11 protein-coding genes are annotated in these 12,619 nt (G+C 62.3%); 7 read left to right on the top strand and 4 right to left on the bottom strand.

Annotated features, from left to right (window positions below):
* Positions 1-12: 12 nt before the first annotated feature.
* From recF to ACWKWX_RS18500, 3 genes are all read left to right on the top strand, one after another.
* On the top strand, positions 13-1,116 hold the full coding sequence (recF, locus tag ACWKWX_RS18510; RefSeq protein ID WP_476296639.1) for a DNA replication/repair protein RecF: 1,104 nt from the start codon (positions 13-15) through the stop codon (positions 1,114-1,116).
* Positions 1,117-1,120: 4 nt separating this feature from the next.
* On the top strand, positions 1,121-3,538 hold the full coding sequence (gene gyrB / locus ACWKWX_RS18505; protein ID WP_416421662.1) for a DNA topoisomerase (ATP-hydrolyzing) subunit B: 2,418 nt from the start codon (positions 1,121-1,123) through the stop codon (positions 3,536-3,538).
* Positions 3,539-3,700: 162 nt separating this feature from the next.
* A complete protein-coding gene (locus tag ACWKWX_RS18500) occupies positions 3,701-4,042 on the top strand; it encodes a hypothetical protein (protein ID WP_473004970.1) in 342 nt (113 codons plus the stop codon).
* A gap of 30 nt (positions 4,043-4,072) precedes the next feature.
* Here ACWKWX_RS18500 and ACWKWX_RS18495 read toward each other — a convergent pair whose 3' ends face one another.
* Positions 4,073-4,993, bottom strand: a complete 921-nt coding sequence (locus ACWKWX_RS18495) for a LysR substrate-binding domain-containing protein (RefSeq protein ID WP_483828525.1) — start codon at positions 4,991-4,993, stop codon at positions 4,073-4,075.
* 163 nt (positions 4,994-5,156) lie between these two features.
* Between ACWKWX_RS18495 and ACWKWX_RS18490 the strand changes: the two genes are divergently transcribed.
* Positions 5,157-6,047 carry a TauD/TfdA family dioxygenase gene (locus tag ACWKWX_RS18490; RefSeq protein WP_483828524.1) on the top strand — a complete coding sequence of 297 codons (891 nt, stop codon included), beginning with the start codon at positions 5,157-5,159 and terminating at the stop codon, positions 6,045-6,047.
* A 2-nt stretch (positions 6,048-6,049) separates the two neighbouring features.
* Positions 6,050-6,649 carry a LysE family translocator gene (locus ACWKWX_RS18485; RefSeq protein WP_416421665.1) on the top strand — a complete coding sequence of 200 codons (600 nt, stop codon included), beginning with the start codon at positions 6,050-6,052 and terminating at the stop codon, positions 6,647-6,649.
* Between the two features lie 4 nt (positions 6,650-6,653).
* On the opposite strand, the gene ACWKWX_RS18480 is transcribed toward ACWKWX_RS18485, so the two are convergent.
* Positions 6,654-7,544 (bottom strand): LysR family transcriptional regulator, encoded by an 891-nt coding sequence (locus ACWKWX_RS18480; protein ID WP_473004972.1) that lies wholly within the window; start codon positions 7,542-7,544, stop codon positions 6,654-6,656.
* Between the two features lie 117 nt (positions 7,545-7,661).
* Here ACWKWX_RS18480 and ACWKWX_RS18475 point away from each other — a divergent pair, with 117 nt between their 5' ends.
* Complete coding sequence (locus ACWKWX_RS18475; RefSeq protein ID WP_416421667.1) at positions 7,662-9,311, top strand: GMC family oxidoreductase; 1,650 nt, start codon at positions 7,662-7,664, stop codon at positions 9,309-9,311.
* A gap of 96 nt (positions 9,312-9,407) precedes the next feature.
* Positions 9,408-11,030 (top strand): MFS transporter, encoded by a 1,623-nt coding sequence (locus ACWKWX_RS18470; protein WP_473004974.1) that lies wholly within the window; start codon positions 9,408-9,410, stop codon positions 11,028-11,030.
* Between the two features lie 166 nt (positions 11,031-11,196).
* Here the strand turns inward: ACWKWX_RS18470 and ACWKWX_RS18465 are convergent, their stop codons facing one another.
* Together ACWKWX_RS18465 and gmhB are read right to left on the bottom strand one after the other, a co-directional pair.
* Positions 11,197-11,970, bottom strand: a complete 774-nt coding sequence (locus ACWKWX_RS18465; RefSeq protein ID WP_416421669.1) for a lysophospholipid acyltransferase family protein — start codon at positions 11,968-11,970, stop codon at positions 11,197-11,199.
* A gap of 112 nt (positions 11,971-12,082) precedes the next feature.
* Positions 12,083-12,616, bottom strand: a complete 534-nt coding sequence (gene gmhB, locus ACWKWX_RS18460) for a D-glycero-beta-D-manno-heptose 1,7-bisphosphate 7-phosphatase (RefSeq protein ID WP_473004975.1) — start codon at positions 12,614-12,616, stop codon at positions 12,083-12,085.
* Positions 12,617-12,619: the final 3 nt, after the last annotated feature.

Raw genomic sequence — 12,619 nt, 5'->3', positions numbered from 1 at the left:
CAGCAGACTCTAATGTCCCTCAGTCGTGTCTCTGTCACCGCGGTGCGTAACCTGCACCCGGTGACCTTCTCCCCCTCCCCCCGCATCAACATCCTGTACGGCACCAATGGCAGTGGCAAGACCAGCGTGCTGGAAGCCATCCACCTATTGGGGCTGGCGCGTTCGTTCCGCAGCACACGGCTGTTACCCGTCATCCAGTACGAGCAAGGCGCTTGCACGGTGTTCGGCCAGGTCGAATTGAACGAAGGCGGCCACGCCGCGCTGGGTGTCTCGCGGGAGCGGCAAGGCGATTTCACCATTCGGATCGACGGGCAGAACGCCCGCAGTGCGGCGCAGTTGGCAGAAATACTGCCGTTGCAACTGATCAACCCGGACAGTTTTCGCCTGTTGGAAGGGGCTCCAAAAATACGCCGGCAGTTCTTGGACTGGGGTGTGTTCCACGTGGAACCGCGCTTCATGGCCACGTGGCAAAGACTGCAGAAGGCCCTGAAGCAAAGAAACTCATGGCTGCGGCATGGTACACTGGACGCTGCTTCGCAAGCTGCATGGGACCGGGAGTTATGCCTGGCCAGTGCTGAAATTGATGAATACCGCCGGGCCTATATCAAGGCATTGAAGCCGGTGTTTGAGCAGACCCTCAGTGAGCTCGTCGAGCTGGAAGGTTTGACCCTCAGTTACTACCGCGGCTGGGACAAGGAGCGGGACCTCTCCGAGGTGCTCGGTACTTCCCTGCTTCGTGACCAACAGATGGGCCACACCCAGGCTGGACCGCAACGCGCTGATTTGCGCTTGCGACTGGGCGCCCACAACGCTGCGGATATCCTTTCCCGTGGCCAGCAGAAGCTGGTGGTGTGCGCGTTGCGTATTGCCCAGGGGCATCTCGTCAGCCAGGCACGCCGCGGTCAATGTATTTATCTTGTGGACGACCTGCCGTCAGAACTCGACGAGCAACACCGCCGCGCGCTTTGCCGCTTGCTTGAAGAATTACGCTGCCAGGTGTTCATCACCTGTGTAGACCACGAATTATTGAGGGAAGGCTGGCAGACGGAAACGCCAGTCGCTTTGTTCCACGTGGAACAGGGCCGTATCACCCAGACCCACGACCATCGGGAGTGAAGGCATGAGCGAAAATCAAACGTACGATTCCTCCAGCATTAAAGTGCTGAAAGGGCTGGATGCCGTACGCAAACGTCCCGGTATGTACATTGGCGACACCGATGATGGTAGCGGTCTGCACCACATGGTGTTCGAGGTCGTCGACAACTCCATCGACGAAGCCTTGGCCGGCCACTGCGACGACATCACCGTCATTATCCATCCTGACGAATCCATCACCGTCCGTGACAACGGTCGCGGCATCCCGGTTGATGTGCACAAAGAAGAAGGCGTATCGGCAGCCGAGGTCATCATGACCGTGCTGCACGCCGGCGGTAAGTTCGACGACAACTCGTACAAGGTCTCCGGCGGCCTGCACGGTGTAGGTGTGTCCGTGGTGAACGCCCTGTCCGAGACGCTGGTGCTGACCGTGCGCCGCAGCGGCAAGATCTGGGAACAGACTTACGTGCATGGCGTGCCACAGGCACCGATGAAGATCGTGGGCGACAGCGAAACCACCGGTACCCAGATCCACTTCAAGCCTTCGGCTGAAACCTTCAAGAACATCCACTTCAGCTGGGACATCCTGGCCAAGCGCATTCGCGAACTGTCGTTCCTGAACTCGGGCGTGGGCATCTACCTGAAGGACGAGCGTTCGGGCAAGGACGAGACCTTCAAGTACGAAGGCGGCCTGCGCGCGTTCGTTGAATACCTGAACACCAACAAGACCCCGGTCAACCAGGTGTTCCACTTCAACGTGCAGCGCGAAGACGGCGTGGGCGTGGAAATCGCCCTGCAGTGGAACGACAGCTTCAACGAGAACCTGTTGTGCTTCACCAACAACATTCCCCAGCGCGACGGTGGCACCCACCTGGTGGGCTTCCGTTCGGCGCTGACGCGCAACCTGAACAACTACATCGAACAGGAAGGCCTGGCCAAGAAGAACAAGGTAGCCACCACCGGCGACGACGCCCGTGAAGGTTTGACCGCGATCATCTCGGTGAAGGTGCCTGATCCGAAGTTCAGCTCGCAGACCAAGGACAAGCTGGTTTCTTCCGAAGTGAAGACCGCGGTCGAGCAGGAAATGGGCAAGTACTTCTCCGACTTCCTGCTGGAAAACCCCAACGAGGCCAAGGCCGTCGTCGGCAAGATGATCGACGCTGCCCGTGCCCGTGAAGCTGCGCGCAAGGCCCGCGAGATGACCCGCCGCAAAGGCGCGCTGGACATCGCCGGCCTGCCAGGCAAGCTGGCTGACTGCCAGGAGAAGGACCCTGCCCTCTCCGAACTGTACCTGGTGGAGGGTGACTCCGCAGGTGGCTCGGCCAAGCAAGGTCGCAACCGTCGTACCCAGGCGATCCTGCCGCTGAAAGGCAAGATCCTCAACGTCGAGAAAGCTCGCTTCGACAAGATGATCTCGTCCCAGGAAGTGGGCACGCTGATCACCGCGCTGGGCTGCGGCATCGGCCGCGAAGAGTACAACATCGACAAGCTGCGTTATCACAACATCATCATCATGACCGATGCTGACGTCGACGGTTCGCACATCCGTACGCTGCTGTTGACGTTCTTCTTCCGCCAGTTGCCCGAGCTGATCGAGCGTGGCTACATCTACATCGCCCAGCCGCCGCTGTACAAGGTCAAGAAGGGCAAGCAGGAGCAGTACATCAAGGACGACGAGGCCATGGAAGAGTACATGACCCAGTCGGCCCTGGAAGACGCGAGCCTGCACCTGAACGACTCGGCACCGGGTATCTCGGGCGCGGCGCTGGAGCGCCTGGTCAACGATTTCCGCATGGTGATGAAGACCCTCAAGCGCCTGTCGCGCCTGTACCCGCAAGAGCTCACCGAGCACTTCGTGTACCTGCCGGCGGTGTCGCTGGAAGACCTGTCCGACCACGCCGGCATGCAAGCCTGGCTGGCCAAGTTCGACGCGCGCCTGCGCACCAGCGAGAAGTCGGGCCTGGTCTACAAGGCCAGCCTGCGCGAAGACCGTGAACGCAACGTGTGGCTGCCGGAAGTGGAAATCACCTCCCACGGCCTGGCGAGCTACATCACCTTCAACCGCGACTTCTTCGGCAGCAACGACTACCGCACCGTCACCGCACTGGGCGCGCAACTGGCGACCCTGCTGGACGAAGGTGCCTACGTGCAGCGTGGCGAACGCAAGAAGCCGGTGGTGGAGTTCAAGGAAGCCCTCGAGTGGCTGATGACCGAGAGCACCAAGCGCCACACCATCCAGCGCTACAAAGGGCTGGGTGAGATGAACCCGGACCAGCTGTGGGAAACCACCATGGACCCAACCGTGCGCCGCATGCTCAAGGTGACCATCGAAGACGCGATCGCTGCCGATCAGATCTTCAACACCCTGATGGGCGATGCGGTCGAGCCGCGTCGCGAGTTCATCGAGAACAACGCCTTGGCGGTCTCGAACCTGGACTTCTGATCCTGGTACTCAAGCACATCAAATGTCACAAAAGGGCGACCTGATATCGCCCCCAAAGACGAGCCCCGGCCATTATGCCGGGGCTTTTTATTTTAGAATCATTGGTTCCTACCTGGGCTGTTTTGCCCACTCCGCGCAATTGATGAATCAGGGGTAAAAGCAATGGACGATCAGCATCAGTCATTCGAGCAGCACAGGCAGCTGGACGATAACGGCGCTGAGTATTGGTCCGCGAGAAGCTTGTCCAAGCTGCTCGATTACTCCGAGTTTCGACATTTTCAGGCGGTGTTGGCGCGTGCGATGGATGCGTGTGCTGGCAGCGGCTATGAGGTCGATGACCATTTCGAGGACTCGCTCGTATTGGTCTCGATTGGCTCTGGGGCGAGCAGGAAAGTACGCGAGACCATCGCCGAGCTCGGAGGCACCATGCCTGAAGATTTGCCCACGCCTGCAAAGAGCATCAAGCAGATCGAGGCGCGGAAGAGACAAAAAGCCATCGACTGAGCCGCATTACCGACAACTGTGGATAGTCTTTTAATCCAGCATCTGTATATTTCTGGTTTCGATCATGGGCACGTTCGCCAACAAATAATCCCGCACCCGCTCCAGCAGGTAATGCTCCGGATTACGCTGCGACCAGATCAGGTAATAGCTGTCCCCCGTCTTCACCGCAGTGGGGATGGGCAGCACCAGCGAGCCATCTTTCAACTGTGGCCCCACCAGCGCCAGGTCGCCGATCGATACCCCGTGCCCGCCCGCCGCCGCGGTCATGCCCAGTTCCAGGGTGTCGAAGCGCTTGCCTTCGTTCCAGTCCACGGCGTCGCCCTGCCCCTGCCGTTCCAGCCAGCGGCGCCAGTCGCGGCAGTCGCGCGAGGGGTGGATGAGTTCGGCCATGCCCAGGTGCTCGATGTTCCAGGGGCCCTTGCGGTACACCGACGGCGCACAGACCGGCACCAGCCATTCATCGAACAGCTTGATGAAGTTCCAGTCCTTGGGGAAGTCGCCGTTGCTCAGCAGCACGGCGCAGTCGAACGGCTCGTTGCGGAAGTCCACGGTGTCCAGGTCCATCCAGGCGCTGGTGAGCTGCACCCGGTCGGCGACGTTGTCGGCCTGGAAGCTTTCCAGCGTGCTCATCAGCCAGCGCATGGTGATGGTGGAGGGGGCCTTTACCCGCAAGGTGCCCTTGGGGCGGCGGGCAGTGGCGCAGGCGTTCTCGATGGCGTTGAAGCTGCGCTCCAGTTCGTGGGCCAGCAGCCGGCCGGTGTCGGTCAGCGCCAGCTTGGGGCCCTTGCGTTCGAACAACGGGGAGCCCAGGTGGTCCTCGAGGGTTTTCACGTGGCGGCTCACCGCACTCTGGGTAATGCACAGGTTTTGTGCCGCAACGGTGAACGATCCATAGCGCGCCGCGACTTCAAAGGCTCGCAGGGCATACAGCGGGGGTAGCCGCGAAGTCATGACACTTTCCTTAACCATGATTTTTGCTCATGCAACCCGGACACTTTATCCGTTTTTCAAGGCCATGGCCGCCCCCCTACTCTGATCGGCTCCAAGGGATGCCCCACCCACTTCAGGAGAAAGGAGGTGACCTGGACTGCCAATGGATCAAGAGAACGAAGTCATGCCAAATACCAACATTGATGAGCTGCTGGCCGCGAGCATAACCAGTGGGGGATTGAGTCAGGAACAGATCGCGCAAATCCTCAACTTCAGGGTTTTCGGCAACCAGGCCGGCTACCTGCACCTGCAAGACCTGCCCATCGGCCAGATTCCGGCCACCCCGACCAGCCGCGATGCGTTGGCCAAGCCCGACGATGCCAGCGAACAGTGCCTGCTGCAAGCCACATCACTGCTGGGCCAGGCGATTGGTTACCCGCAGGAATCCAAGGGCGCCATCATCAACAACTTCTTTCCTCACCAGGCGCATTCCAAGGCTGCCAGCTCCGACAGCTACGACACCGAGCTGGACCTGCACACCGAGAACGCCTTCCATCCGGTGCAGCCCGATTACCTGCTGCTGTTGTGCCTGCGCCAGGACCCGCTGGGCGAGGCGATTACCTATGTCACGTCCATCGACAACATGCTGGCGCACCTCACCCATGCAGAGACCGCCTTCTTCCTGGACGAGCCCTACAACTTCCTGTCCGACTACAGCGCCACCGAGAAGAACTGCCGCATCGACATCGGCAAGCACCAGACGATTTTCTACGGTGACCCCAACGCCCCCTACTTCCGCTTCGACCCACAGTTCATGGTGGCGCGCAGCGAGCAGGCCCAGGCCCAGCTGCAGCACCTGCACAACATTGCCTGGGAAGTGAAGCAGCCGGTCAAGCTGGCCACCGGCGACCTGCTGATCATCGACAACCGCAAGACCGCCCACGCGCGCAGCCCCTTCACCGCCCTGCTCGACGGGAGCGACCGCTGGATACAGCGCACCTTCGCTATCACCGGGCAACACCACTACACCGAGATGCTGGGCACCAACCAGCGTGTCTTCGACCTGGTAATCTGACTATGAGCACCACCTACCTCTCCTTTGCCCTGGCCGTGCTGCTGTTGATTGCCTCGCCCGGCCCCATTGTCGCCATGGTCATCGCCGATGCGCGACGCGCCTGGCCGGCGTGGACCATCGCCGGCGGCGTGGTGTCGGCGCAAGTGCTGCTGGTGTGCGCGCTGGTGGCGATCTACACCACCTTGCACATCAACGCCGCGGTGCTGAACTGGGGGCAGATCCTGGGCGGCGTGTACCTGGCGTGGTTGGGTGGCAATGCGCTGGTCAGCAGTTCGTCGGAGTCGGTGCAATGCTCCAGCAAGGGCTACGGCTTCTGGAAGACCATGGGCGTGGGCCTGTCCAACCCCAAGGACATCCTGTTCTTCCTGGCCTTCCTGCCGGGTTTCATTTCGCCCCACGAGCCCTTCACCGTGCAGGCGGCGGCGCTGATCCTGATCTGGGCGGCCATCGACGTCTCGATCCTGATTGCCTACAGCCTGCTGTCACGGCGCCTGGACCGCTACCGCCGGGTGCGCCGCCTGCTCGATTGCGCCCCAGGCATCGTCCTGTTGGGGTTGGGCCTGCTGTCGTTCTCGCTGGGCGTCTACCGGGTGTTCCAGTAAGCCTTCACCCGCGGTTGAGCAGCTGTGCCTGCTCGGCCGCGCACAACTGCAGCAGGTAGTCCCATACCACCCGCAGCCGCACTGACTTGTGCAGCTCGCGGCGGGTGCTCATCCAGTAGCTGCGCTGGATGGTCTCCGTTGGTACCACCCGCACCAGCGCCGGGTCCTCCTCGGCCATGTACATGGGCAGCACCGCCACGCCCAGGCCCGCCCTCGCCGCCTGCTGTTGGGCAATCACGCTGGTGCTGCGGAACACCACGTTGGGCGCGCGGCAGAAGCTGTTGAGGAACAGCAGTTCCTGGCTGAACAGCAGGTCGTCCACATAGCCGATCCAGTCATGGCCGGCGAGGTCTTCGCGGTTCACCAGCACGGGGGCCCGCTGCAGGTAGGCGGGGCTGGCGTACAACGCCAGGCGGTAATCGGTGAGCTTGCGGGTTATCAACAGGTCGGCCGAGGGCCGGTCCAGGTGAATGCTGATCTCCGCTTCGCGGTTGAGGATGCTGACGAAGCGCGGCACCGCCACCAGTTCCACTTCCAGCCCCGGGTAGCGCTCGAACAGGCCGCCCAGGCGCGGGGTAAGGAACATGATGCCGATGCCTTCGGTCACCCCCAGGCGGATCTTGCCCAGCGGCATCATCGGCTGGGTCATCTCTTCCTGGGCCAGCAGCGCGACGTTTTCCATGGCCTCGGCGTGCTTGAGCAGCGCCTGGCCGGCGGGGGTCAGCTCATAGCCCTGGGCGTGCTGCACGAACAGCGCGTTGCCCAGGCTCTGCTCGATGGCCTCGATGTGCCGTGCCACCGTGCTGTGGGTAGTGTTCAGGCGCTTGGCGGCGGTCAGCAGGCGGCCGCTGCGGTGCAATTCGAGAAAAAACCGCAGGTCGTTCCAATCGAACATGGGCATTCATCCGTTGCTCAAAAACGCACAGCCGGTGGGTGAAATTTCGCGTTTTCATCTCGAAGCTAATCAATACCATGGGGGAAGACAAGAATAAAAATCGGTGCGAGGTTCCCCATGCCATCAGCCCCAAGCGCCTACGACTACGTGATAGTCGGCGCTGGCCCCGCAGGTTGCCTGCTGGCCAATCGGCTTTCTGCCGACCCCGCTGTGTCCGTCCTGCTGCTGGAAGCCGGCGGGCGCGACAATTACCCCTGGATTCACATCCCCGTCGGCTACCTGTTCTGCATCGGCAACCCGCGCACTGACTGGTGCTTCAAGACCCAGCCGCAGCCCGGCCTTGATGGCCGCGCCCTGAGTTATCCACGGGGCAAGGTGCTGGGCGGCTGCTCGTCCATCAACGGCATGATCTACATGCGTGGCCAGGCCAGCGACTACGACGGCTGGGCGGCCCAGGGCAACGCCGGCTGGGGCTGGCAGGACGTGCTGCCGCTGTTTCGCCAGAGCGAACAGCACTACGCTGGCGACTCCGCTGCCCATGGCGGCAAGGGCGAATGGCGCGTCGAGCTGCAGCGCTACCGCTGGCCGATTCTCGATGCCTTCCGCAGCGCGGCTGCCCAGTGCGGCGTGGAGAGCGTGGATGACTTCAACACCGGGGATAACCAGGGCTGTGGATATTTTCAGGTCAACCAGCGCTCGGGCATTCGCTGGAACTCTGCCAAGGCCTTCCTGCGGCCCGCGCTCAAGCGCGCCAACCTGACGGTGCTCACCGGCGTGCAGGTGGACCGCCTGGCTGTGGATAACGGCCGGGCCACCGCAGTGCATGCCCGCCATGCAGGCTTGGCGCAGTTATACACAGCCCGCAAGGAGATACTGCTGTGTGCAGGGGCGATTGGCTCGCCGGGCATCCTCCAGCGTTCCGGCATCGGCCCCCGCCCGCTGCTCGAGCGCCTGGGGATAACGGTGCAGCACGAGCTGCCCGGCGTGGGCGGCAACCTGCAGGACCATCTGCAGCTGCGGCTGATCTACAAGGTCAGCAACACCCGTACTCTCAACCAGGTGGCCAACAGCCTGTGGGGCAAGTTCGGCATGGGCGTGCGCTACCTGTATGACCGCAGCGGGCCGCTGGCCATGGCGCCCAGCCAGCTGGGCGCGTTCATCAAGTCCGACCCGCAGCAGCCCAGCGCCAACCTCGAATACCACGTGCAGCCGCTGTCCCTGGACCGCTTCGGCGAGCCCTTGCACAGCTTCCCGGCGTTTACCGCCTCGGTGTGCAACCTGCGGCCCAAGAGCCGCGGGCGCGTGGATATCAGCTCGGCCAGCCCGGACGATGCGCCCATCATCGACCCCAACTACCTCAGCCACCCGGAAGACCTGCGCGTCGCCGCCCAGGCCATCCGGCTTACCCGGCGCATCGTCGACGCCCCTGCCCTGCGCATCTTCAGCCCCGCCGAATACCTGCCGGGGCCGCAGCTGGAAAGCGAAGAACAGCTGCAACAGGCGGCAAGTGCCATCGGTACGACTATATTTCATCCGGTGGGCACCTGCCGCATGGGCAACGGCCCCCAGGACGTGGTGGATGCCACCCTGCGCGTGCACGGTATCGAAGGCCTGCGCGTGGTGGATGCCTCGATCATGCCCGAGATAGTGTCAGGCAACACCTGCACTCCCACCTTGATGATCGCGGAAAAGGCCGCGCAGATGATTCTGCAAGGCACCCCGCGTGCGGAGGATAGAACCAGGCAAATTGCCCAGCCTGTCGCCTGACAGGCCGGGAACGGCGATGGCCGCCGCAGTCCGCGGCCATCGACAGTGGACAACAACAATAATCACTGTGCCCTCAGGGCGGGAAGGACCAAGACTATGGCGGACTACATACAGGGTCAGGGCGCGGGGGTCGTGCCGACTACAGCCAGCGAAGATCGCAAGATCATCTTTGCGTCGTCCCTGGGGACGGTGTTCGAGTGGTACGACTTTTTTCTCTACGGCGCCCTGGCGGCGGTCATCAGCAAGCAGTTCTTCGCCGGGGTCAATGAGACCACCGCCTTCATCTTCGCCTTGATGGCCTTCGCCGCAGGTTTCCTGGTGCGCCCGTTCGGTGCGCTGGTGTTTGGCCGGCTGGGGGACATGATCGGGCGCAAGTACACCTTCCTCATGACCATCGTGCTGATGGGCCTGTCCACCTTCGCCGTCGGGCTGTTGCCCACCTACGCCAGCATCGGCATCGCCGCGCCCATCATCCTGGTGTGCCTGCGCATGCTCCAGGGGCTGGCACTGGGGGGTGAATACGGTGGCGCTGCCACCTACGTGGCTGAACATGCCCCAAAAGACAAACGCGGCCTGCACACCGGCTGGATTCAGTCCACGGCCACCCTGGGGCTGTTGCTGTCCCTGCTGGTGGTGCTGGGTTGCCGCTACCTGACTGGCGACGCTTTCGAGACCTGGGGCTGGCGCCTGCCGTTCCTGCTGTCGATCATCCTGCTGGGCGTCTCCACCTGGATCCGCATGAGCCTGCATGAGTCGCCAACCTTCGCCCGCATGAAGGCCGAAGGCAAGGCCAGCACATCGCCCATCAAGGAGTCGTTCGGCTCCTGGCAGAACCTCAAGATCGTCTTCACGGCCCTGTTCAGCATCAACGCCGGGCAGGCGGTGACCTTCTACTGCGCGCAGTTCTACGTGCTGTTCTTCATGACCCAGATGCTGAAGATGGACCCCAACCAGGCCAACAGCCTGCTGATCATCAGCGTGATCATTGGCGCGCCGTTCTTCGTGATCTGTGGCTGGCTGTCCGACCGCATCGGCCGCAAGCCGATCCTGATGACCGGCCTGTTGCTGGCCACCGTGCTGTACTTTCCGCTGTTCAAGGCCCTGAGCCACTACGCCAACCCGCAGATCGACCAGGCCAGCCGCCAGGCGCCGATCACCGTGATGGCGGACCCCAAGGGCTGCACCTTCCAGTTCGACCCGGTGGGCAAGGCACGCTTCGACAGCCCCTGCGACAAGGTCAAGACGTTCCTGGTGAAGCAGGGCCTGCCCTACTCGTCCGCGCCGGCCGATGCGGCGAGCCCGGTGGTGGTGACCATCGGTGACAAGCGCATCGACGGCTACGACGAGGCCGCCATGCGCGCCGCCGTGACGGCCGCCGGCTACCCGGCGAAAGCCGACCCCAGCCTGGTGAACCAGCCCATGGTGGTGCTGCTGATCGTGGCCATGATCCTGATCGCCACCATGACCTACGGGCCGCTGGCGGCGGTGATGGTCGAACTGTTCCCCACGCGCATCCGCTACACCTCGCTGTCGCTGCCCTACCACATCGGCAACGGCTGGTTCGGCGGGTTCCTGCCCACGGTGTCGTTCGCGCTGGTGGTGTACACCGGGGATATCTTCTACGGGCTCTGGTACCCGGTGCTGGTGACGGGCGTGAGCCTGATAGTGGGGATTTTCTGCCTCAAGGAAACCCGCGGCGTGGACCTGGACAAGGTGTAAACCACAGGCATGAAAAAACCGGCGATCAACGCCGGTTTTTTTATGCCTCGAAAAACTTATGCACGTTTTGCATTGCGCCATCGCGTGTCGAAATAAGCTTTTAAATTAATCACTTACGAACGCTTTTGGAAAAATATCAAAATACTGTACACAAGTTATCCACAGATCAGCCGACGGCCGGCGTGTCTTTGACTTCCGGGTTTTCCGGCAGCGAACCCAGCGCCCGCTGGGTGGCTTCGTTCCACGCCGCCACACGATCGTTCAGCTCGGCAATGGCCCGCGGTCCGGTGCCGTTGGCGTACATCGGCTCGCCAATCACCACCTCGATGGTGCCGGCGCGCTTGCCCCAGCCTTCCTTGGGCCAGAACTTGCCGGCGTTGTGGGCAATGGGCAGTACCGGCAGCTCGGCGTTCACCGCCAGGGCCGAGCCGCTGCGCGAGAACTTGCCGATCTGGCCGAACGGCACGCGGGTGCCCTCGGGGAAAATCAGCACCCAGACGTTGTCCTTCAGCAGCTCGTCGCCCTTGCTGGCAACGACCTTGAGGGCCGCCTTGGGGTTGTCGCGGTCAATGGCGATAGGCCGCAGCATGGCCATCGCCCAGCCGAAGAACGGCACGTACAGCAGTTCGCGCTTGAGCACCTGGCTCAAGGGCTGGAAATATGCAGAGAGGAAAAAGGTTTCCCATGTGCTCTGGTGGTTGGAGACGATCACGCAGCGTTGCGCCGGCACGTGCTCGGCACCGGTGACCTTCACCTGGATGTTGAGGATAGTGCGGGTCAGGAACAGCGCGCAGCGGCACCAGTACACGTTGATGAAACGGTAGCGGGCCGGAAACTTGAGAAAGGGAGCAACGAAGAAGCTCAGGGTGCACCACAGCAGCGAGCTGGTGCCCAACAGCAAGTAGAAGACGAAAATGCGGATCGCCTGCAGTATCGACATAGCGGCTTGTACCGTTGCGGGCGAACCCGCCTGTTAGAAGCGCGCCTTCGAATCGACCCAAGCCTGCCGCGCCATCCGGTGGTGCGGCAGTGTTCAGGGATTCAACGGCGCCCTAGGTGTGGATAAGTGCTCTGGCTACAGCAGCCAGATCATCGAAAATCAGCGTCCCCTCGGGCAAGCCCTTGTCCAGGGTCTTGCAGCCTTTTCCGGTTTTCACCAAAACAGGTTGAGAGTCGACGGCCAACGCAGCCTCCAGGTCACCCTTGCTGTCACCCACGAACCACACACCGGCCAGGTCGGCCTGGTAGTGCGCGGCAATGGCCTGCAGCATGCCCGGGCGCGGTTTGCGGCAGGCGCAACCCTCGTCCGGACCATGGGGACAATAGACGATCAGCCCGACTTCGCCACCCTGCTCCGCCACCAGCGTGCGCAGGCGCGCATGCATGGCGTCGAGGGTGGCCAGGTCGTAGTAACCGCGGGCAATGCCCGACTGGTTGGTTGCCACGGCAACCGTCCAGCCGGCCTTGCTCAACTGCGCGATGGCGTCGATGGACCCGGGGATGGGAATCCATTCCTGCACCGACTTGATGTAGGCGTCGGAGTCTTCATTGATGACTCCGTCGCGGTCCAGTATCACCAGCTTCAAGGC

The sequence above is a fragment of the Pseudomonas imperatae genome (assembly GCF_057128625.1).
This window is presented reverse-complemented; position numbering and strand designations above follow the sequence as displayed.

What these genes read in the sequence shown, in the direction of transcription:
- recF (WP_476296639.1), top strand. Translation starts at nt 13, where the DNA reads ATGTCCCTCAGTCGTGTCTCTGTCACCGCGGTGCGTAACCTGCACCCG.
- gyrB (WP_416421662.1), top strand. Translation starts at nt 1,121, where the DNA reads ATGAGCGAAAATCAAACGTACGATTCCTCCAGCATTAAAGTGCTGAAA.
- ACWKWX_RS18500 (WP_473004970.1), top strand. Translation starts at nt 3,701, where the DNA reads ATGGACGATCAGCATCAGTCATTCGAGCAGCACAGGCAGCTGGACGAT.
- ACWKWX_RS18495 (WP_483828525.1), bottom strand. Translation starts at nt 4,993, where the DNA reads ATGACTTCGCGGCTACCCCCGCTGTATGCCCTGCGAGCCTTTGAAGTC.
- ACWKWX_RS18490 (WP_483828524.1), top strand. Translation starts at nt 5,157, where the DNA reads ATGCCAAATACCAACATTGATGAGCTGCTGGCCGCGAGCATAACCAGT.
- ACWKWX_RS18485 (WP_416421665.1), top strand. Translation starts at nt 6,050, where the DNA reads ATGAGCACCACCTACCTCTCCTTTGCCCTGGCCGTGCTGCTGTTGATT.
- ACWKWX_RS18480 (WP_473004972.1), bottom strand. Translation starts at nt 7,544, where the DNA reads ATGTTCGATTGGAACGACCTGCGGTTTTTTCTCGAATTGCACCGCAGC.
- ACWKWX_RS18475 (WP_416421667.1), top strand. Translation starts at nt 7,662, where the DNA reads ATGCCATCAGCCCCAAGCGCCTACGACTACGTGATAGTCGGCGCTGGC.
- ACWKWX_RS18470 (WP_473004974.1), top strand. Translation starts at nt 9,408, where the DNA reads ATGGCGGACTACATACAGGGTCAGGGCGCGGGGGTCGTGCCGACTACA.
- ACWKWX_RS18465 (WP_416421669.1), bottom strand. Translation starts at nt 11,970, where the DNA reads ATGTCGATACTGCAGGCGATCCGCATTTTCGTCTTCTACTTGCTGTTG.